Origin of the sequence: Burkholderia sp. 22088 (assembly GCF_052045915.1) — a bacterium.
GTDB lineage: Bacteria > Pseudomonadota > Gammaproteobacteria > Burkholderiales > Burkholderiaceae > Burkholderia > Burkholderia cepacia.
Genome location: NZ_JBQEPY010000002.1, coordinates 481,848 through 501,087 on the forward strand (window position 1 = coordinate 481,848; position 19,240 = coordinate 501,087).

At 68.3% G+C, this 19,240-nt stretch carries 18 protein-coding genes; 7 read left to right on the forward strand and 11 right to left on the reverse strand.

The genetic code is table 11. The features are described from left to right. Nucleotides 1-194 precede the first annotated feature (194 nt). Nucleotides 195-920, reverse strand: coding sequence for a GntR family transcriptional regulator (locus tag ACTJLD_RS05330; protein WP_060172406.1), 726 nt, complete (start codon nt 918-920; stop codon nt 195-197). Between the two features lie 183 nt (nt 921-1,103). On the opposite strand from ACTJLD_RS05330, the gene ACTJLD_RS05335 reads away from it, so the two are divergent. The 4 genes from ACTJLD_RS05335 to ACTJLD_RS05350 all read left to right on the forward strand — a co-directional run bounded on the left by ACTJLD_RS05335 (nt 1,104) and on the right by ACTJLD_RS05350 (nt 7,694). Next, nucleotides 1,104-2,324, forward strand: a complete 1,221-nt coding sequence (locus ACTJLD_RS05335) for a pyridoxal-phosphate-dependent aminotransferase family protein (RefSeq protein WP_060083029.1) — start codon at nt 1,104-1,106, stop codon at nt 2,322-2,324. 196 nt (nt 2,325-2,520) lie between these two features. After that, on the forward strand, nt 2,521-3,795 hold the full coding sequence (locus ACTJLD_RS05340; RefSeq protein WP_440658218.1) for an MFS transporter: 1,275 nt from the start codon (nt 2,521-2,523) through the stop codon (nt 3,793-3,795). Between the two features lie 52 nt (nt 3,796-3,847). Next, complete coding sequence (locus tag ACTJLD_RS05345) at nt 3,848-4,609, forward strand: 2-keto-4-pentenoate hydratase (RefSeq protein WP_440658219.1); 762 nt, start codon at nt 3,848-3,850, stop codon at nt 4,607-4,609. A gap of 52 nt (nt 4,610-4,661) precedes the next feature. Next, on the forward strand, nt 4,662-7,694 hold the full coding sequence (locus ACTJLD_RS05350) for an FAD-binding and (Fe-S)-binding domain-containing protein (RefSeq protein WP_440658220.1): 3,033 nt from the start codon (nt 4,662-4,664) through the stop codon (nt 7,692-7,694). A gap of 17 nt (nt 7,695-7,711) precedes the next feature. On the opposite strand, the gene ACTJLD_RS05355 is transcribed toward ACTJLD_RS05350, so the two are convergent. The 6 genes from ACTJLD_RS05355 to ACTJLD_RS05380 all read right to left on the reverse strand — a co-directional run bounded on the left by ACTJLD_RS05355 (nt 7,712) and on the right by ACTJLD_RS05380 (nt 13,271). After that, nucleotides 7,712-8,617, reverse strand: coding sequence for a LysR family transcriptional regulator (locus ACTJLD_RS05355; protein ID WP_027790054.1), 906 nt, complete (start codon nt 8,615-8,617; stop codon nt 7,712-7,714). 76 nt (nt 8,618-8,693) lie between these two features. Then, nucleotides 8,694-9,938, reverse strand: a complete 1,245-nt coding sequence (locus tag ACTJLD_RS05360; protein ID WP_119338677.1) for an acyl-CoA dehydrogenase family protein — start codon at nt 9,936-9,938, stop codon at nt 8,694-8,696. 33 nt (nt 9,939-9,971) lie between these two features. Further along, nucleotides 9,972-10,730 carry an SDR family NAD(P)-dependent oxidoreductase gene (locus ACTJLD_RS05365; RefSeq protein WP_059684867.1) on the reverse strand — a complete coding sequence of 253 codons (759 nt, stop codon included), beginning with the start codon at nt 10,728-10,730 and terminating at the stop codon, nt 9,972-9,974. Between the two features lie 7 nt (nt 10,731-10,737). After that, the gene (locus ACTJLD_RS05370; RefSeq protein WP_440658221.1) at nt 10,738-11,502 is read right to left on the reverse strand and encodes an SDR family oxidoreductase; all 765 of its coding nucleotides are present in this window, start codon (nt 11,500-11,502) and stop codon (nt 10,738-10,740) included. A 43-nt stretch (nt 11,503-11,545) separates the two neighbouring features. Continuing rightward, nucleotides 11,546-12,577: a phosphotransferase gene (locus tag ACTJLD_RS05375; protein ID WP_060318355.1), complete on the reverse strand. Its 1,032-nt coding sequence runs from the start codon at nt 12,575-12,577 to the stop codon at nt 11,546-11,548. A gap of 19 nt (nt 12,578-12,596) precedes the next feature. Beyond that, complete coding sequence (locus ACTJLD_RS05380; protein WP_440658222.1) at nt 12,597-13,271, reverse strand: histidine phosphatase family protein; 675 nt, start codon at nt 13,269-13,271, stop codon at nt 12,597-12,599. Between the two features lie 200 nt (nt 13,272-13,471). Here ACTJLD_RS05380 and ACTJLD_RS05385 point away from each other — a divergent pair, with 200 nt between their 5' ends. Next, on the forward strand, nt 13,472-13,627 hold the full coding sequence (locus tag ACTJLD_RS05385) for a DUF3309 family protein (RefSeq protein ID WP_021158044.1): 156 nt from the start codon (nt 13,472-13,474) through the stop codon (nt 13,625-13,627). Nucleotides 13,628-13,811: 184 nt separating this feature from the next. Here the strand turns inward: ACTJLD_RS05385 and ACTJLD_RS05390 are convergent, their stop codons facing one another. The 3 genes from ACTJLD_RS05390 to ACTJLD_RS05400 all read right to left on the reverse strand — a co-directional run bounded on the left by ACTJLD_RS05390 (nt 13,812) and on the right by ACTJLD_RS05400 (nt 16,729). Then, a complete protein-coding gene (locus ACTJLD_RS05390) occupies nt 13,812-14,627 on the reverse strand; it encodes an alpha/beta hydrolase (protein WP_060172422.1) in 816 nt (271 codons plus the stop codon). Nucleotides 14,628-14,640: 13 nt separating this feature from the next. Continuing rightward, complete coding sequence (locus tag ACTJLD_RS05395; protein WP_027790065.1) at nt 14,641-15,933, reverse strand: MASE1 domain-containing protein; 1,293 nt, start codon at nt 15,931-15,933, stop codon at nt 14,641-14,643. A 295-nt stretch (nt 15,934-16,228) separates the two neighbouring features. Next, nucleotides 16,229-16,729 (reverse strand): lipocalin-like domain-containing protein, encoded by a 501-nt coding sequence (locus tag ACTJLD_RS05400; RefSeq protein WP_440658223.1) that lies wholly within the window; start codon nt 16,727-16,729, stop codon nt 16,229-16,231. Nucleotides 16,730-16,891: 162 nt separating this feature from the next. Between ACTJLD_RS05400 and ACTJLD_RS05405 the strand changes: the two genes are divergently transcribed. Both ACTJLD_RS05405 and ACTJLD_RS05410 read left to right on the forward strand, forming a co-directional pair. Next, nucleotides 16,892-17,797, forward strand: a complete 906-nt coding sequence (locus ACTJLD_RS05405; RefSeq protein WP_060318348.1) for a LysR substrate-binding domain-containing protein — start codon at nt 16,892-16,894, stop codon at nt 17,795-17,797. Between the two features lie 130 nt (nt 17,798-17,927). Next, nucleotides 17,928-18,365, forward strand: a complete 438-nt coding sequence (locus ACTJLD_RS05410; RefSeq protein WP_371142631.1) for a GNAT family N-acetyltransferase — start codon at nt 17,928-17,930, stop codon at nt 18,363-18,365. A 25-nt stretch (nt 18,366-18,390) separates the two neighbouring features. Here ACTJLD_RS05410 and ACTJLD_RS05415 read toward each other — a convergent pair whose 3' ends face one another. Further along, nucleotides 18,391-19,230, reverse strand: coding sequence for a peptidylprolyl isomerase (locus ACTJLD_RS05415; RefSeq protein WP_027790068.1), 840 nt, complete (start codon nt 19,228-19,230; stop codon nt 18,391-18,393). Nucleotides 19,231-19,240: the final 10 nt, after the last annotated feature.

The following is a 19,240-nucleotide window of genomic DNA, read 5'->3' on the forward strand; positions in this document are numbered from 1 at the left end:
GGCACTCCGGTTGGGAAGTGCCGATTCTACCGACGGAATACGGCGCCGCAACTGTCGAAAAGAGGCCGTCGCGACCATCCGTTCGGGACTTCGGGACAGGACGCTCGTCGAGTCGACTCGACGGCGAGCGTCACGCATGACACCGGGCCGCATCCGGCGTCCCGGCGTGTGTCCCGGCGCCCGGACCGTCGGCGTTACGCCGGTTCGTGGCCGGTGTGCGGCGCTGCCTCCCCCTGCTGCAACAACACCGCGTCGCGCTTCTCCAGCAGATGCCGCCGCAGGATCGCCGCGAGCGCCTTGCCGTCGCGCGCCTCCAGCGCCTTGATCATCTCCTCGTGATCGTGCACCGCGCGATCCCATTTCTCGACGTGCTGGTTCGAGCGGAACCGCATCGACATGATCCGGCGATTGATCGACTGGTACGTGGCACGCAGCGCCGAGTTGCGCGCGGCCTCGTTGATGCGGTCGTGGATTTCCTGGTTGCGGCTGTAGTAGCCGGGCAGGTCGTTCTGCAGCCGGCACGCGAGCATCGAGTAATGCAGCGCCTTGATCTCCGCGAGCTCCGCTTGCGTGATGCGCTCGCAGGCCAGCTCGCCTGAAAACGCCTCCAGCCCCGACATCAGCTCGAACGTCTCGCGGATCTCCGATTCGCTCATCCGGTACACGCTCGCGCCGCGATTCGGCGACAGCACCAGCAGCCCCTCGGCCGCCAGCACCTTGAACGCCTCGCGCAGCGGCGTGCGCGAGATGCCGAGCGTCTCGCACAGCTCGCGCTCGTTCAGCCGCATGCCCGGCGCGAGCACGCCTTCGACGATGAATTTGCGCAGGTGCTCGACGACCGTGTCGTGCAGCCGCTGCCGCTCCAGTTTCGGCAGTGCCGGCGCGCCGCCGGCCTGCTCCAGATCATTCAAATCTTGCATGCAAAATCCTTCCTTCTTGCTTCACGCGATTCTACTTCAACTCGCCCGACCCGAATATCTCCCCGCCAACGCCGGGTAAACACCGGCATTTTCGGCGAAATCAGTCCTTGGGTTTGCCGTGGCCACTCTGCTAAAGTATTTTGCATGCAAAATTCAAAATGCAACCAAGGAGACAGAACAATCATGCTGCAACTCGACTTTCATCCGTCCGGCCGCCATTTCCTGCAGATTCCGGGGCCGAGCCCGGTACCCGACCGCATCCTGCGGGCGATGAGCTATCCGACCATCGACCACCGTGGCCCCGAATTCGGCGCGCTCGGCCTCAAGGTGCTCGCCGGCATCAGGAAGATCTTCAAGACCACGCAGCCGGTGATCATCTATCCGGCGTCGGGTACCGGCGCATGGGAGGCCGCGCTGACCAACACGCTGAGCGCCGGCGACACCGTGCTGATGTACGAGACCGGCCACTTCGCGACGCTGTGGAAGAAGATGGCCGACGCGCTCGGCCTGAAGCCCGAATTCCTCGGGCTGCCGGGCATCGAAGGCTGGCGCCGCGGCGTGCAGCCCGACATGATCGAGGCGCGCCTGCGCGCCGATACCACGCACGCCATCAAGGCGGTGTGCGTGGTGCACAACGAAACCTCCACCGGCGTCACCTCCGACATCGCGGCCGTGCGCCGCGCGATCGACGCGGCCGGCCACCCGGCGCTGCTGATGGTCGACACGATCTCGGGGCTCGCGTCCGCCGACTACCGCCATGACGAATGGGGCGTCGACGTGACGGTGTCGGGTTCGCAGAAAGGGCTGATGCTGCCGCCCGGCATCAGCTTCAACGCGGTGTCGCCGAAGGCGCTCGCGGCGAGCGGGCACGCGACGCTGCCGCGCGCGTTCTGGGGCTGGCACGAGATCATCGAGGCGAACAGGAACGGCTACTGGCCGTACACGCCGAACACCAACCTGCTGTACGGGCTCGCCGAAGCGCTCGACATGATCCTCGGCGAAGGGCTCGACGCGGTGTTCGCGCGCCACCAGCGGCTCGCGGAAGCCACGCGCCGCGCGGTGCGCGCGTGGGGCCTCGAGATCCAGTGCGCGGACCCGGCCGTCTACAGCCCCGTGCTGACCGGCGTGATGATGCCCGACGGCGTCGACGCGGACGCCGTGCGCAAGCTGATCTACGAACGCTTCGACATGTCGCTCGGGCAGGCGCTCGGCAAGATGCGCGGCAAGATGTTCCGCATCGGCCATCTCGGCGACTGCAACGACCTCACGCTGATGGCCACGCTCGCCGGCTGCGAGATGGGGCTGAAGCTCGCCGGCGTGCCGGTTGCCGCGAGCGGCGTCGTCGCGGCGATGGACACCCTCGCATCGAACACGCACGCCCCCGCGCTGCGCGCGGCGGCCTGAGCGCCGGCGGGCGGCGCGCATGTTTCCCGCACGCCGCCTGACGCGCCCTTTCCGCTTCACGGGCGGCCGCGCGCGGTCGTCGCGACACGCACCGGCCGCTGCCGGCGCCCGCCCCGCTTCATCGGCACGACCCATCTCGATGCCGGCCTCGACGCCGGCACGGGCAGCAAGCCAGACAACATCCAGGAGACGAAACATGAAGCTGTTCCGAGCGACCGGCATCGTGCTGGTGATGCTGTGCGTGATGTACTTCATCACGTACCTCGATCGCGTGAACGTGAGCACGGCCGCTGCCGGGTTCGGCAAGGAATTCGGGCTGAACAGGACGGAGATCGGCCTCGTGTTCTCCGCGTTCGCGTATCCGTATCTCGTATTCCAGATCATCGGCGGCTGGGTCAGCGACCGCTTCGGCGCGCGCCGCACGCTGCTCGCCTGCGGGCTGCTGTGGGCCGTCGCGACGCTGCTCACCGGGATGGCCGGCGGCCTCGCGTCGCTGCTCGCCGCGCGCCTGCTGCTCGGGCTCGGCGAAGGCGCGACGTTCCCGGCGGCCACGTCGGCGATGTCGCGCTGGGTGCCGCGCGAGAAACGCGGCTTCGCGCAGGGCATCACGCATGCGTTCTCGCGCGTCGGCAACGCGGTCGCGCCGGCCGCCGTCGTCGCGGTGATGGCCGTGTACGGGTGGCGCGAATCGTTCTACATCTGCGGCGTGATCAGCATCGTGTGGGTCGCGGTGTGGGCGCTCGTCTATACCGAACACCCGAAGGACCACCCGCGCATCACGCAGGCCGAACTCGACGCGCTGCCGCAACCGAAGCCGAAACCCGCCGCCGTGCCCTGGGGCCCGTTGTTCCGCCGGATGATGCCCGTCACGATCGTGTACTTCTGCTACGGCTGGACGCTGTGGCTGTTCCTGAGCTGGATTCCGCAGTATTTCCTGCACAGCTACGACCTCGACCTGAAGAAATCGGCGGTGTTCGCGTCGGCGGTGTTCTTCGCGGGCGTGATCGGCGACACGCTCGGCGGGATCGTCACCGACCGCATCCTCGCGCGCACCGGCAGCCTCAAGCGCGCACGCAGCCGGATGGTGTCGATCTGCATGCTGCTCACGCTGCTGTCGCTGTTGCCGCTGCTGTTCACGCATCACCTGTACGTGTCGATGGCGTGCCTCGCGGCCGGCTTCTTCTTCGCCGAAATGACGATCGGCCCGATGTGGGCCGTGCCGATGGACATCGCGCCGGAATACTCGGGCACCGCGAGCGGGATGATGAATTCCGGCTCCGCGCTCGCGGCGATCCTGTCGCCCGTGATCTCCGGCTTCGTGATCGACCGCTTCGGCAGCTGGGAGCTGCCGTTCATCGGCAGCATGGTGCTGATGGGCGTGGGCGTGCTGCTCGCGTTCCGCATGCAGCCGGAAAGCCGCTTCGCCGACGCACCCGCCGAACAACCGGCCGCCAATCGCTCGCCGGCCTGATGCCAACGGGGCGCTGCCGCCCGCGGCGCCCGCCTTTTCCCCGACTGCAACGATGACCCAGGCTACTCACGACCTCGCCGTCCGGCTCGCCGCCGGCTGGCAACACGGCATCGCGTTCGCCGCGCTGCCTTCGGCCCTCGTCCCCGCCGATGCCGACGCCGCCTATGCGGTGCAGGCGCAACTGCTCGCCGAGCGCCGCGCCGCGATCGGCGCGTGGAAGGTCGGCGCGAAACAGCCCGACGGGCCGATCCAGGGCGCACCGCTGCCGGACGACTGCTGCCATGCGAGCGGCGTCACGCTGCCGCGCGGCGCGTTCCGGCCGCTCGGCCTCGAACTGGAGATCGCGTTCCGCTTCGGCCGCGACTTCGCGCCGCATGCGCCCGCCTATGCCGACGATGAAGTGTTCGACGGTATCGCGCAGATGGGCGCCGCGATCGAGATCGTCGCGAGCCGCTTCCGCGAATGGCCGGACGTCGCGCCTGCCGCCCAGCTCGCCGACCTGCAGAACCACGGTGCGCTCGTGCTGGGCGAGATGACCGGCTATCGCGCCGATTTCCCGTTCGCCGCGCCGGCCCCGGCGTTCACGTTCGACGGGCACGACATCGCCGGCACAGCACCTGGCACCAACCCGGCCGGCGACCCGCGCCGCCTGCTGCCGTGGCTCGTGAATCACGCGGCGCGACGCGGCATCGCGCTGCCGGCCGGCACCGTCGTCACGACCGGCTCGTACACGGGCATGCATTTTCCGCAGGCCGCGGGCACGGCCGTCGGCCGCATCGCGGGGCTGCCGCCCGTCAGCGTCACGCTCGCCTGATCCCTCATCCGATCCTCGCCCGATCCGTTCCCATCCGATACCGACCGCCGCCATGACATCCGCCGTCTCGCCTTCGCTGGTTCGCCCTGTCCATCTCGTGCCCTCGCAAGGCGCCGCGCTGTCGCCGCTGTTCGAGCGGCTGCGGCGCGAAATGCGCGGCGACGTCTACGCCGATCGCGCGAGCCGCGGTCGTTATGCGACCGACGCGTCGATCTACCAGATCATGCCGCTCGGCGTGGTCGTGCCGCGCGACCAGGACGACCTGCGGATCGCGCTCGACATCGCGCGCGACCGCAAGATTCCCGTGCTCGCGCGCGGCGCCGGCACCAGCCAGTGCGGGCAGACGGTCGGCGAGGCGCTCGTCGTCGACACCAGCAAATGGCTGAACCGGATCGTCGCATTCGATGCGCAGGCGCGCACCGTCACCGTCGAGCCCGGCATCGTGCTCGATCACCTGAACGCGTGGCTGAAGCCGCACGGGCTGTGGTTTCCGGTCGACGTGTCGACGGCCGCGCAATGCACGATCGGCGGGATGGCCGGCAACAACTCGTGCGGGTCGCGCTCGATCGAGTACGGCAACATGGTGCACAACGTGCTCGCGATCGACGCGATCCTTGCCGACGGCAGCGAATGCCGGTTCGGTTCGCTCGCGCAGCCCGTCACCGATCGCCGCACGCTCGACCTGCTGCACGGCGTCGAACGCATCGCGAAGCGCGAGCGCGACGAGATCGTCGAGCGCGTGCCGAAGGTGCTGCGCCGCGTGGCCGGCTACAACCTCGACCTGTTCGACTGCCAGAACCCGCGCGCTTACACCGACGACGGTCACGCGAATCTCGCGCACCTGCTCGTCGGCTCGGAAGGCACGCTCGCCTACAGCCGGCAGATCACGCTGAAGCTCGCGCCGCTGCCCGCGCACAAGACGCTCGGCGTCGTGAACTTCCCGACCTTCTACCAGGCGATGGACACCGCGCAGCACATCGTGAAGCTGAAGCCGGTGGCCGTCGAGCTGGTCGATCGCACGATGATCGACCTGTCGATGGAGAACCCGGCGTTCCGGCCCGTGATCGAACGGGCGCTGGTCGGCCGGCCGCAGGCGATCCTGCTCGTCGAGTTCGCGGGCGAATCGCGCGACGCGCAACACGCGCAGCTCGACCGGCTCGCCGAACTGATGGCCGATCTCGGCCTGCCCGGCAGCGTCGTGAAGATGACCGATGCCGGCGCGCAGAAGGCGCTGTGGGAGGTGCGCAAGGCCGGGCTGAACATCATGATGAGCATGAAGGGCGACGGCAAACCGGTGTCGTTCATCGAGGATTGCGCGGTGCCGCTCGAACATCTCGCCGAATACACGCGCCGCCTGACCGACGTGTTCCACAGGCACGAGACCGAAGGCACGTGGTACGCGCACGCGAGCGTCGGCACGCTGCACGTGCGGCCGATCCTCGACATGCGGCGCGACGGCGCGACGCGCATGCGCGAGATCGCCGAAGAGGCGGCGGCACTCGTGCGCGAGTACAAGGGCGCGTATTCGGGCGAACACGGCGACGGGCTGTGCCGCGGCGAATGGGTCGCGTGGCAGTACGGCCCGCGCCTGAATGCGGCGTTCGCGGAGATCAAGAAGCTGTTCGATCCCGACAACCGCTTCAACCCGGACAAGATCGTCAATCCGCCGAAGATGGATGCGCGCGAGCATTTCCGTTTCGCGCCCGGCTATGCGGCGCTGCCGCTGCGGCCCGCGCTCGACTGGTCGGCATGGAACGTCGCGCGCAATCCGCTGACCGGCGAAGAAACCGCCCCCGGCTCGGGCACCGACATCACGCACGGGCTCGCATCGGCCGTCGAGATGTGCAACAACAACGGCCACTGCCGCAAGTTCGACGCGGGCACGATGTGCCCGAGCTACCGCGTGACGCGCGACGAACAGCACGTGACGCGCGGCCGGGCGAACACGCTGCGGCTCGCGGTGACGGGCCAGCTCGGCGCCGACGGCCTCGCCGGCGACGACGTGAAGGCCGCGCTCGACCTGTGCGTGTCGTGCAAGGGCTGCAAACGCGACTGTCCGACGGGCGTCGACATGGCGCGCTTCAAGATCGAGGCGCGGCATGCGTGGAACCGCAAGCACGGCACGACGCTGCGTGAACGGCTCGTCGCGTATCTGCCGCGTTATGCGCCGTGGGCCGCGCGCATGCGCGGCGCGATCGCGTTCGTCAATGGCGTGCCGGTCGTCGCGTCGTCGATCAAGCGATGGATCGGCCTCGCGCCGCAGCGTGCGCTGCCCGGGTTCGCGCGGCCGTTTCTGGCGGATACGGGTGCGGGTGCATCAACGCCCACGCAAACCGGATCAGCCACCCGCGAAGTGCTGCTGTTCGTCGATACGTTCAGCAACTACCAGGAGCCGGACAACGCGCGCGCCGCGCAGGCCGTGCTCGAAGCGGCCGGCTACACCGTGCATTTCAACGTGCGCGCAGGCGCGCGGCCACTGTGCTGCGGCCGCACGTTCCTCGCGGCCGGGCTCGTCGACGAAGCGAAGTCCGAGGCCAGGCGCACGCTCGATGCGCTGCGGCCATACCTCGAACGCGGTATCGCAATCGTCGGGCTGGAGCCTTCGTGCCTGCTGTCGATGCGCGACGAGTTTCTTGCCTACGGTTACGGCGACGAAGCCACACGGCTCGCGAGCCACGCGTTCCTGTTCGAGGAGTTTCTCGTGCGCGAACACGAGGCCGGCCGGTTGTCGCTGCCGCTGCACGCGATCGATGCGAACGAAGCGCTCGTGCACGGCCACTGCCATCAGAAGGCGTTCGGCGCGTTCACGCCGGTGCAGACGGTGCTGCGCTGGATCCCGGGGCTGAAGATAACGCCGGTCGAATCGTCGTGCTGCGGGATGGCCGGCAGCTTCGGCTATGAAGCCGAGCATTACGCCGCGTCGCAGGCCATGGCCGAGCTGTCGCTGCTGCCGGCCGTGCGTGCGCGGGCGGAAGGCGCGATCGTCGTCGCGGACGGCACGAGTTGCCGGCATCAGATTCAGGACGGCGCGCAAGTGCAGGCCGTGCATGTGGCGAAGGTGCTGGCGCGGGCATTGCGAAGCTGACCGTCGCCGCGTGCGCATCACCGCGGTTCGCCGATCCCGCCCATCAGCGTCACCAGTTGCTCGCGCAGCCACCGGCTGCCCTGATCCTGATCCGCGCTGCGATGCCAGTAGCAGAAGTATTCGAGCGCCGGCATCTCGAACGGCAGTTCGAGAATCCGCGCCGGATAACGCTGCAGCAGCCGCAGCGGTGCCGTCAGCGCCAGGTCGCCGCGCATCGCGATCAGCGGCGCGACCATGTAGTGCTGCACGCGCATCTGGATGGTGCGGCGCAACCCGAGGCGCGTCAGCTCCGCGTCGACGTGCCCGCTGCCCTTGCGGCGGCTCGACACGTGGATGTGCCCCATCGACAGGTAGTCGTCCATGGTGAGCGTGTCGCCCTTGAACGGGTGATCGTCGCGGATCATGCACGCATAGCGGTCGCGCACGAGCAGCGCCTGATGCAGGTGCGGATCGCCGATCAGCGGCGCGTCGATCGCGATGTCGACGGAGCCGTTCGCGAGCGCGGTCGCGACTTCACGGCGATCCATCGTGTAGCTGCGCACGTGCATGCCGGGCGCATGCTTCTGCAGCAGTTCGCCGAGCGCGGGCAGCAGCAGCGCTTCGGTCAGGTCGCTCATGCTCATCCGGAACACGCGCGTCGACGACGCCGGATCGAACACGTCGCCTTCGTGCGCGCTCGAATCGAGCAGCTGCATCGCCTCGCGCACACGGCCGACGATGTTCTCGGCCAGCGGCGTCGGCATCATCCCGGCCGGCGTGCTGACGAACAGCGGATCGTTCAGGGTCTTGCGCAGCCGCGCCAGCGCGTTGCTGACGGCCGGCTGCGTGAGATTCAGCACCTCGGCCGCGCGCGTCAGGTTGCGCTTGGTGTAGATCGCGTCGAATACGACGAACAGGTTCAGGTCAATCTTCGAAAGGCGCATCGCCGGATCTCCTTGCCGGCATCTTACGGCGTGCGCCACCCGCTCGTCCACGGCCCTGCGCATCCCGGCGCGACGCTCAGGCGCGCAGCGGCGGCGTCAGGTACGGCGCCGTCGAACCCGGCTCGCCGTCCTTGATTTCCATCCGCGCGATCGCCTGCAGGTGCACCTCGTCCGGGCCGTCGGCGAAGCGCAGCGCGCGGCCCCAGGTCCAGAGGTCGGCGAGCGGCGTATCGGGGCTCAACCCCGCCGCGCCGAACACCTGCATCGCGCGGTCGCAGACGTTCGCGTACACGGTCGGCACCAGCGCCTTGATCATCGCGATTTCCTTGCGCGCGGCCTTCGCGCCGACCTTGTCGATCATCCACGCGGCCTTCAGCACGAGCAGGCGCGCCTGCTCGATCTCGATGCGCGAGCGCGCGATCCATTCGCCGACCGTGCCGTGCCGGTTCAGCGGCTTGCCGAACGCGACGCGCGACTGCGCGCGGTCGACCATCAGCTCCAGCGCGAGCTCGGCCGCGCCGATCGACCGCATGCAGTGGTGGATGCGGCCCGGCCCGAGGCGGGCCTGCGCGAGCGCGAAGCCGCTGCCTTCCTCGCCGAGCAGGTTGCTCGCCGGCACGCGCACGTTGTCGAACGTGATCTCGCAGTGCCCTTCCGGTGCGTAGTGATTGACCACCGTAATGTTGCGCACGACCGTCACGCCCGGCGTGTCGCGCGGCACGAGAATCATGCTCTGCTGCCGGTGCGACTCGGCCTCGGGATCGGTCTTGCCCATCACGATGAAGATCTTGCAGTTCGGATGCGCGGCGTTGGTGATGAACCACTTGCGGCCGTTGATCACGTACTCGTCGCCCACGCGCTCGATGCGCGTCGTGATGTTCGTCGCATCCGACGATGCGACATCGGGCTCCGTCATCGCGAACGCCGAACGGATCTCGCCGCGCAGCAGCGGCTTCAGCCACTGCTCGCGCTGCCCGGGCGTCGCGAACATGTGCAGCAGCTCCATGTTGCCGGTGTCCGGCGCGTTGCAGTTGAACACTTCAGATGCCCAGCCCACGCGGCCCATGATCTCGGCGAGCGGTGCGTATTCGAGGTTCGTCAGGCCCGTGCCGGGCTCGTCGTCCTTCAGGTGCGGCAGGAACAGGTTCCACAGCCCTTCCGCCTTCGCGCGCTCCTTCAGTTCCTCCATGAACGACACGGGATACTGGCCCGCGTGCACTTCCTCGTTCCACTGGCGGATGCGCGGCACGATGTGTGCATCCATGAATGCGCGCACGCGGCTGCGCAGTTCTTCCACTTTCGGGGTGTAGCCAAAGTCCATGATCGACTCCTCGATTCCGTTCGTTCGGTTCCGTCAGAAGGCCGAGACACCGCCGTCGACGGCGACGGCCTGCCCGGTCAGATAAGTGTTTTCCTTCGCGCACAGCGTCAGCATCGTCGCGACGATTTCCTCGGGCCGGCCGAGCCGCTTCATCGGCGAGCCCTGCGCGAGAAAATCCTGGCGGTCGCCGATATCGCTGTCGGTGACCATCGGCGTCGTGCTGTAGAACGGGCACACCGCATTCACGCGAATGCCGTGGCGCGCGTATTCGATGGCCGCCGTCTTCGTGAGCCCGACCACCGCATGCTTCGACGCCGCGTAGGCGGCCAGCTTCGGCGCGCCGCCGAGCCCGGCCATCGACGCGACGTTCAGGATCACGCCTTCGCGCTGCGCGAGCATCTGGCGGATCTGGTGCTTCATCCCGAAGAACACGCCCTTCGCGTTCACCGCGAAGCTCAGGTCGAGATCGGCTTCGTCGGTGTCGATCAGCGCCTTCATCGGCGGCGCGATGCCCGCGTTGTTGATGCCCACGTCGAGCCGGCCGAAACGCTCGGCCGCCGCATGCACCAGCGCGGCGACGTCCGCTTCGACACGCACGTCGCAGCGCCGCGCGATCACGTCGGCGCCGGCCGCGCGCAGCGGCGCGGCCACGCGTTCGAGCGCCTCGCCGTTCAGGTCGCCGAGCGCCAGCCGCGCGCCCATCGCGGCGAGCTCGCTCGCGAGCAACGCGCCGAAGCCGCTCGCGGCGCCGGTGATCATCACGGCCTGCCCGGCGTAGCTGTCGATCTTCATCGCGCGCTCAGATCGTCAGGCCGCCGTCGACGACGATGCATTCGCCGTTCGTGTAGCTCGCCGCGTCCGACACGAGGTACAGCACGGTGCCGGCCATTTCGCGCGGTTCCGCGTGGCGGCGCAGCGGGATCTTCGCCTTCCACATCTCGTAGATGTCCTTGTCGGCGAACAGCGCGCCCGCGAACTTCGTCTTCGTGAGCCCCGGCAGCAGCGCGTTCACGCGGATGCCGAACGGCCCGCATTCCTTCGCGAACGCCTTCGTCATGTTGACGACGGCCGCCTTCGTGATCGAGTAGATGCCCTGCCGGTCGCCCGGCTGCAGCGCATTCACCGACGCCGTGTTGACGATCGCGCCGCCGCCGTGTTCCTTCATCAGCTTGCCGGCCTCGACCGACATGAAGAAGTAGCCGCGGATGTTCACGTCGACCGTCTTGTCGTAAGCGGCGAGATCGGTATCGAGGATGTGCCCGAAATACGGGTTCGCGGCCGCGTTGTTCACGAGGATGTCGAGCCGCCCGTGCTTGCCGCGGATATGCTCGAACGTCGCGGCGATGTCTTCCAGGCGCCCGACGTGGCAGGCCAGCGCCTCTGCGCGGCCGCCCGCCGCGACGATCGCGTCGGCCACGGCCTGGCAGTCGTCGAGCTTGCGGCTCGACACGATCACGTGCGCGCCCTGCTCCGCGAGCAGTTTCGCGATTTCCTCGCCGATGCCGCGGCTCGCGCCCGTCACCAGTGCGATCTTGCCCGTCAGGTCGAACAGATTCGTTGCCATGTTGCTGTGCTCCTCCATTGATGTGGTGTCGTGCCCGGCGATGTCAGCGCTGCGCGTCGATCACGCCGACGGCCATCTCGGCGAGACGCCCGGCCATCGCGCCGACGCGCAGCGCCTGCTCGCTCGATGCGTTGCCCTGCAGCGCGCGCGCCTTCACGCCCTGCGCGATCGCCGCGAGCCGGAAGAAACTGAATGCGAGGTAGAAATGCCAGTCGCGGATCGGCTCGATGCCGCGCAGCTCGCAATAGCGCGCAACGATCGCCGCTTCGTCGGGAATACCGAGTTCCGCGCGGTCCTGGCCCGCGAGCCCGCGCACCTGCCCGCCCGACGGCAGCCGCAGGCACATGCAGAAGTACGCGAGATCGGCGAGCGGGTTGCCAAGCGTCGACAGTTCCCAGTCGAGCACGGCCTGCACGCGATAGCTGTCGCGCGCGAACATCAGGTTGTCGATCCGGAAATCGCCATGCACCAGCGTCGGCCGGCCCGTGTCGGCCGGGCACGCCTTCGGCAGCCAGTCGATCAGCGTTTCCATCGCGTCGAGGCGCTCCGTTTCCGCCGCGCGGTACTGCTTCGTCCAGACGCCGATCTGGCGCTCGAAGTAGTTGCCGGGGCGGCCGTAGTCGGCGAGGCCCACCGCGTCGACATCGACGTCGTGCAACGCGGCCATCGTCTGCAGCAAGGCGTCGTAGCACACCGCGCGATCGGCCTTCGGCAGTTCCGGCAGCGCGGGATCCCAGAAGATCCGGCCGTCCTCGAAGCTCATCACGTAGAACAGGCTGCCGATCACGTCGCGGTCTTCGCAGAGGTGATACGGATGCGCGACCGGCACCGCGGTGCCCGACAGCGCGCTCAGCACGCGGAATTCGCGGTCGACCGCGTGCGCGGATTTCAGCAGTTCGCCCGGCGGCTGGCGGCGCAGCACGTAGCGGCCGCTCTTCGCATGCAGCAGGAAAGTCGGATTCGACTGGCCGCCGGCAAACTTCTCCGTGTCGACCGGGCCTTCGAAACCCGGCACGTGCGCTTCCAGATAGCGCGTGAGGCGGGCTACGTCGAGTTGCTGGGTAGGATTCGTCATCGTCGCGATCGTTCGTGGGTCAGCCGTAGGTTCGCAGCGCGTGTCGTTCGGGATCCTCCAGATGCGGGATGCCGTTGAACGACGCGAGGTGGAATGCATCGGCGTTGAAAAAAAACTGCGAAAGGCTGCTGTTGCGGATCTGCAGGTTCAGCGCGATCGCGCTCGACGGCGGGGCGGCCAGCACCTGCTGCACGGTGACCGCGATCGGGCCGCCGGAGCTCACCGTCAGCACGCGCTGGCCGCCGCCGTGGCGGATGGCCGCGCGGGCATCGGCCACGCGCTGCTGGAAGTGCGACCAGGTCTCGGGGGCCGAATCGCCGAGCTTGTCTTCCGACCAGAGCTGCAGCACCTGCCGCAGCGCGCGGAAATGCTCCTTCATCGAGCCGGCCGCGAGGCGGGCGATGTCCGGGTAGTCGTGCGCGGCGGCGGCGAACAGGCCGTGGAAGTCGTATTCGTTCAGGCCGGGATGGCGGTCGATCTCCGCGCCCTCGCGGCCCATCCCGCGCAGGATCGCGTCGACCGTCTGCGCGTGGCGGTTCATCGTGCCGCAGATCACGCGGTCGAACGCCAGGCCTTGCTGCGCAAAGTATTCGCCGAGCCAGACGCCCTGCCGCTCGCCCGCCGGGGAAAGCCGGTCGTAGTCGTCCGTGCCGAAGGACGCCTGCCCGTGCCGTACCAGAAAAAGTTCAGCCATCGCATGCCCGCCAGATCAGAAGGATTCAGCATAGGGGGCGGGGATGCATTTTCAAACTTTATTTTCTGAATCGGCGGGTATTCATCGGGTGAATTTCAGGCATTCCAACCGTGCGCTTGCGCCGGCTTTCGCCCGCCCTCGCCGCGGCACACGAATTGCGGCGGGAGGCACCGTCCATTCACGACGTCAGGAGGGGTGCGATGCTCGGTACGATCCTCATCATCATTCTGATTCTGCTGCTCATCGGGGCATTTCCGGCGTGGCCGCACAGCCGAAGCTGGGGCTACTGGCCGTCGGGCTCGGTCGGGTTGATCGTCGTCATCGTCGTGATACTCGTGCTGCTGGGTCATATCTGAGTCCGGCGACGCGTGCCGGACCGGCACGCGTCGCTGGATGCCGGCGCCGTAGCTTCTTTACAAACGCAGGCAAGGGCGGGACATCCGTCGGCCGGGCAAATTGGCGAGGGTACAGCCACGTGTCTTGCGTCGCCCGAGATCCGGGCGCGGATCGCGCATCCCCCGGAAGCGGCGTAAGCGTTCGTCACGGCGCCATCCGCCCCATCCTGCGCGCCATCGCCGGGCTGACCGCATGCACCGGATCGAACCCGAAGAATTCGAGCACGTGGCGCGCGACGTCGTCGCGATCGTTGTCCGCGCAGATCATGTGGTAGCTGTTCTCGAGCACGATCCCGCGCGCGTCGGGCATCTTCGCGAGCAGGAAATCCGCCGAGCGCAGGCTCGTCAGTTCGTCCTCGCGCGCATGCAGCACGAGCGTCGCGCACGGCGTGCCGGCTGCCGCCTCGAGCGCCCAGTTACGCATCCGGTCGACCTGGCGCACGCACGCGAGCGGCACCCACGCATAGTGGAAACTGTCCTCGCGCTCGAACTTCTTCTTCACGATCGCGCGGATCGTCGCGTTCTTGATGCCGAACGGATCGCCTTCCTCGACGCGCATCCGCTCCGCGACACCCGGCACGCGATACAGCACATGCCGCAACGCCCGATACCACGGCGTCGACCAGCCGTCAATGAACACCGGCGTGGCCAGCAGCGCGAGCCGGCCGCGCGCATGCTGCACGCGGTGGCACAGCAGCAGCGCGACCAGCGCGCCCATGCACATGCCCGCGACATGCACGGTGTCGTACTCGTTCTCCAGCGCGCGATACTGCTCGGTCACCGCGTCGAGCCATGCCTCCGCGCGCACGCCGACCAGATCCTCGGGGCGCGTGCCGTGCCCCGGCAGCGTGATCATGTGCGTATCGCCGCCCGCGCGCCGCACCGCCTTGTGCAGCGAACCGAGATCGTATTGCGTGCCGCCGAGCCCGTGGATCAGCAGGACGCCCGTGCGGCCCGTCATGACGCGTCCCCGCTCATTCGTCCGCCGGCCACACGCGCTCGAGCTGCCAGACGCCTGCCACCACCGTCACGTCGACATTCGAGTCGAGCAACGGTGCGCCGTGATCGGTGATCGTCTGCGTGCCGCCGTCGCGCTGCACGATACGCAGCGACAGCGACGCACGATCCTCGCCGGCGATCTCCGCGTTCCAGTAGTCGCTCAACGCATCGCGGTCGCCCGGCTGCACACGTTCGAGCACGAGCGACACGCTTGCGATCTGCGCCGCGTCGACGCCGACACCAAACACGCGCTCGACGTCGCCGCTCCACTCGATCCGCCCCGATTCCGGATCGAGCACGTACGCGATCTGGCCGGCGCTCGCGAGCGCGAGCTCCATGTTGTTCTGCAGGACCGCCGCATGCTCGTGCACGCGCTCGCGCGTCGTCTTCAGCGTGCTCACCGTCAGCACCAGCAGCGACGCGACCGCCAGGTAAAGCTGCGCCTCGAGCAGCGAACTGCCGTAGTGCTCATGGAACGACGCGAACGGGCCGTCGCCCTGCGCGGTCTGCTCGATCACGATCAGCGCGAGCACCAGCACCGACGACGAACCCGCACGGCCGCCGAGCAGCAGCGTCACGGCGACGGTCAGGAACAGCGGGATATACGTCAGCGCAAAGCCGGCGCCCGTGCCGAATTTCTTCGACGTGTCGCCGTCGAAGATCACGAGTGCGCCGATCACGAGCAGCGCGAACGCGACGATGCCGAGTACCAGGTCGAAGCGCTCGTGGTCGCCCGAGCGGTGCGCGCGAAAGCGCGACCATGACGCGAGCACCGGCGTGACCAGCAGCACGCCGACGAAATCGGACGCGGCCCACACCGACCACACGTCGAGGAACGGCGCGCCCTTGACCGCCGTGTACCACGCCGCGCCGCCGATCGCGCCGATCACGCCCGCGATCAGGCCGGCGAGGATCACCGAGCGCAGGAAATACAGCCCTTCCAGCGAGAACCGCACGCGCTGGACGAGCCACACCGCGAGCGCGGCGGCGCCGACCTCGTCGACCGTGAACAGCACCGCGTTGACCAGACTGCCGTGTTCGATGCCGGTCAGCGCGAGCTGCCCGGCCAGGAACGCGCCGGCCAGCGTCAGCCATTCGCGCATCGGCCGCAGCATGAACGCGCCGACCGTCACGCCGGCCGGCAGCCAGATGTAGCCCGTCAGCCGGACGGGGCCGTTGAACTCGTGCGAGATATAGCCGGTCGCGAGATACAGCGCCGCCCAGAGCAGCGCGGCGACGAGGCCCGGCCGCGATCGTTTGGTGTCCATCGAGAATCCCTGTGTGCTGCGCCGTGCAGGCAGACGCACCGCCGCGTCGGAAGCGGCGGCGCCTGCGGCCGGCAGGTGCGCGATGTGCGCATGATATGCGGACAGGGCTGACGGAGGAATACCGGTGGGGGAGGCACGGGAAGCCGCGGCCTCTGATCCGGCTCGCCGGGCCGGCGGCTGCGGCTTGCGCGGGCCGGCGGAAACGGCGTGTGGCGCCGGCTACCCGGCGCGTGCCGGAACGGCCGCGATCACGGCCTCACGGCCGCATGCGTCACGTATCGAACGGCCTCCCGGTTCAATCCTTTCGCCGCCACACCGAGATCGGAATGTCGCCGTTGGCACGCGGCGGAACGCGGTAGCTCAGCTCGCCGTCCTTCAATTGATAGGTGCGCGTCTGCGTTTGCCCGGCCCAGTTCGGGTACGACGCATTGCTGATGTGAAACGCCAGCGTGTGGTTCGCGGGATCGACGCTCAGCGTGCCGTAGTGGGTACTCGAGCCGAGCACGGCGTCACGGAATTCCTCCGGCGTGCCGGTCGCCTTGTCGTTCGACGCGAAGCGCGGGCGTTCCGACTTGAAGATCTGCAGCGAGTAGTTCCCGTGCGCGTCGATCAGCAGCAGGCCCGTCGGATCGGCACCGTAGTCGCGGCCGATCGTGCCGTCGGGATGTTGTACGTCCGCCGCGACCAGCGTCCACGTCCCCGCGAGCGACGGCGCGGCCGATGCGTCACCGGGAATCATCGACGCGGCCAGCAGCATGCCGGGAAAGCCTAGGCGGAATATCGAGCCGATTTTCATTCAATGTCCTTGTCGGAAAGAAGGGAAGCAATCTCACGGACATCCGCAGCCGCGTATCGCGCGCATCCCCGTGAACCGAATCGACCGGTTCACTTGATGGTAGCGACGGGAATCTGCAATAAATACGATAATTCGAAACTAACTTATAAGAAAAACCGAATCATGACGCTTCCGAATCTCGACATGGATGCGCTGCGCACGCTGATTGCCGCGGATCGGCTCGGCAGCCTCAACCGCGCCGCCGACCGGATCGGCCGCTCGCAGTCGGCGGTCAGCCAGCAGATGCGCAAGCTCGAAACGCAGATCGGCCAGCCGCTGTTTCGCCGCCAGGGGCGCGGCCTCGTGCCGACCGAAGCCGGCGAGCTGATGCTGTCCTATGCGCGCCGCATTCTCGAACTGAACGACGAGGCGGTCGGCGCGATCCGCGGCGCGGCGATCGACGGCGCCGTGCGATTCGGGTTGCCCGGCGATTTCGCCGAATCGTGGCTGCCGGTCGCGCTCGGCCGGTTCAAGCGCACGCATCCGGGCGTGCGCGTCGACATCGTCGTCGACGGCAACGGCGCGTTGCTCGACCGGCTCGATGGCGGCGAACTCGACATCGTGCTCGCGATGGGTCGCGGGCATCGCGCCGACGCCGAACACCTGGTCACGCTGCCGATGGCGTGGATCGGGCCGCAAGGCATCGACGTGCGTCCGCGTGCCGGCGCACCGCTCGATCTTGCGCTGTACAAGCCGCCGTGCCTGTTCCGCAAGGCGGGTACCGACGCGCTCGACAAGGCCGGCATCCCGTGGCGGCTCGCCTACACGACCGGCAGCCTGCAAAGCCTGTGGGCCGGCGTCGCCGGCGGCCTGGGCATTACATCGAGAACGATGGCGGGTGTGCCGCCGGCGCTGCGGCAGCTCGGCGAGCGCGACGGCCTGCCGCCGCTGCCGTCCGTCGACGTGTGCCTTCATGCGGGCGGAGGCGATGCGCCTTCGGCGCTCGTGAGCCTGAAGCGCGTCGTGATCGACACGCTGATCGCCAATCTCGCCGATGTGCGCCCGCACTCGGGCCGGCGCGCCGGATGATCGGCCACGCATGCGCGCCGGATTCGGCGTTGCGTCCTTTGACCGGCTTCCCGCCATCGCGGATGATGCGCTGCGGGGTTCGACCTTTCCGTCGGCGCTCCCGTCCCGAACGAACGTACGAGTCCGCACGATGACACACGCAATCCGCCTGCGCCCGGCATGCGCCGCCGACCTGCCGTTCCTGCTGACCCTGCGTCGGCTCACGATGACCGTGCACCTGCAACGCGTCGGCGCGCCCACCGACGACGCAGCGCACGACCGTCGCATTCGCGCGAACTTCGACGATGCGATGATCGTCTGCGACGCCGACGACGCAATCGGCTTGCTGAAGGTGACACGCGCCGCCGACGAGTGGCACGTTCACCAGATCCAGATCCTCCCCGATCACCAGGGCCGGGGCATCGGCGAAGCCGTGCTGAACGCGTTGCTGGCCGACGCGGCGCGCGCGCACGTGCCGGTATCGCTCAGCGTGCTGCACGGCAACCCGGCGCGGCGGCTCTACGAACGGCTCGGCTTTCGCGTCGCGTCGGAAACCGACACGAGCGCGAGCATGATCTGGCGCGCGTGACGCGCGGCGTTTCGACGCCGCCGCGTTACTGCGTGATCTTCGCGTCCTTCAGCAGGTTGCCGATCATCTGCGCGCTCGCCTTCTCCACGGCGGCCGCCTGCAGTTGCTGCTGCAGCGCCGGCTTCGCGGTCGCGAAACCCGGCACCTGCGTCGGCCGCTTCGCATCCAGCTTCACGATCGCCCGCACGCCGTCGACCGGGATCGAATCCTTCGTCGCGGCACCGACCGTCAGTTTCTCGAGCGCCTGCGCGACCGGCAGCGGCAAGCCGGACGTCTTGCCTTCCGCCGCCGGCGTGTGGAAGCTCACCCACGGCAACTCGCCGCCGCTGTCGCGGCTCGGCGCGATGCTGTACTGGCGCGCCAGCCCGTCGAACGACTTGCCCGCCTTCAGTTCGCTCAGCACTGTCGCGGCCGTCACCGGATCCTGGACGATGATCAGGCGCGGCTTGTACTCGTTCTTGCCGAGCGACGCCACGAGCTCGTCGTAGCGCGCCTTGACCTGCTCGTCGGTCACCGGCTCGGGCTTCACGTTGTCGCGCAGGTAAAGCTGCACTTCGGCATTCGCTTTCGCCTGCTGCACCGCCGCCTTGACCTCGGGCTTGTCGGCGTAGTTCGCCTTCTCGGCGGCCTGCTGGACCAGCACGCGCGTAATCAGCTGATTCTTGATCGCCTGGCGGACCTGCGGCGAGTCGGGTTGCCCGGACGCGCGCAGCAACGTGTCGACGTCGGCCTGCGTGATCGGCGTGCCGTTGACCGTCGCAACGGTCGCGGCGGCCGCCGGCGTCTCTGCGTGGACTGGGCCGCTCATCGCGCCGGCCAGGGCGGCGATCAGAAACAGGCGGTTCGGTGTCGTTTTCATCTTCATTGTTTCGTCA

What these genes read in the sequence shown, in the direction of transcription:
- ACTJLD_RS05340 (WP_440658218.1), top strand. Translation starts at nt 2,521, where the DNA reads ATGAAGCTGTTCCGAGCGACCGGCATCGTGCTGGTGATGCTGTGCGTG.
- ACTJLD_RS05355 (WP_027790054.1), bottom strand. Translation starts at nt 8,617, where the DNA reads ATGCGCCTTTCGAAGATTGACCTGAACCTGTTCGTCGTATTCGACGCG.
- ACTJLD_RS05395 (WP_027790065.1), bottom strand. Translation starts at nt 15,933, where the DNA reads ATGGACACCAAACGATCGCGGCCGGGCCTCGTCGCCGCGCTGCTCTGG.
- ACTJLD_RS05390 (WP_060172422.1), bottom strand. Translation starts at nt 14,627, where the DNA reads ATGACGGGCCGCACGGGCGTCCTGCTGATCCACGGGCTCGGCGGCACG.
- ACTJLD_RS05415 (WP_027790068.1), bottom strand. Translation starts at nt 19,230, where the DNA reads ATGAAGATGAAAACGACACCGAACCGCCTGTTTCTGATCGCCGCCCTG.
- ACTJLD_RS05345 (WP_440658219.1), top strand. Translation starts at nt 3,848, where the DNA reads ATGACCCAGGCTACTCACGACCTCGCCGTCCGGCTCGCCGCCGGCTGG.
- ACTJLD_RS05385 (WP_021158044.1), top strand. Translation starts at nt 13,472, where the DNA reads ATGCTCGGTACGATCCTCATCATCATTCTGATTCTGCTGCTCATCGGG.
- ACTJLD_RS05410 (WP_371142631.1), top strand. Translation starts at nt 17,928, where the DNA reads ATGACACACGCAATCCGCCTGCGCCCGGCATGCGCCGCCGACCTGCCG.
- ACTJLD_RS05360 (WP_119338677.1), bottom strand. Translation starts at nt 9,938, where the DNA reads ATGGACTTTGGCTACACCCCGAAAGTGGAAGAACTGCGCAGCCGCGTG.
- ACTJLD_RS05380 (WP_440658222.1), bottom strand. Translation starts at nt 13,271, where the DNA reads ATGGCTGAACTTTTTCTGGTACGGCACGGGCAGGCGTCCTTCGGCACG.
- ACTJLD_RS05350 (WP_440658220.1), top strand. Translation starts at nt 4,662, where the DNA reads ATGACATCCGCCGTCTCGCCTTCGCTGGTTCGCCCTGTCCATCTCGTG.
- ACTJLD_RS05375 (WP_060318355.1), bottom strand. Translation starts at nt 12,577, where the DNA reads ATGACGAATCCTACCCAGCAACTCGACGTAGCCCGCCTCACGCGCTAT.
- ACTJLD_RS05335 (WP_060083029.1), top strand. Translation starts at nt 1,104, where the DNA reads ATGCTGCAACTCGACTTTCATCCGTCCGGCCGCCATTTCCTGCAGATT.
- ACTJLD_RS05370 (WP_440658221.1), bottom strand. Translation starts at nt 11,502, where the DNA reads ATGGCAACGAATCTGTTCGACCTGACGGGCAAGATCGCACTGGTGACG.
- ACTJLD_RS05405 (WP_060318348.1), top strand. Translation starts at nt 16,892, where the DNA reads ATGACGCTTCCGAATCTCGACATGGATGCGCTGCGCACGCTGATTGCC.
- ACTJLD_RS05330 (WP_060172406.1), bottom strand. Translation starts at nt 920, where the DNA reads ATGCAAGATTTGAATGATCTGGAGCAGGCCGGCGGCGCGCCGGCACTG.
- ACTJLD_RS05365 (WP_059684867.1), bottom strand. Translation starts at nt 10,730, where the DNA reads ATGAAGATCGACAGCTACGCCGGGCAGGCCGTGATGATCACCGGCGCC.
- ACTJLD_RS05400 (WP_440658223.1), bottom strand. Translation starts at nt 16,729, where the DNA reads ATGAAAATCGGCTCGATATTCCGCCTAGGCTTTCCCGGCATGCTGCTG.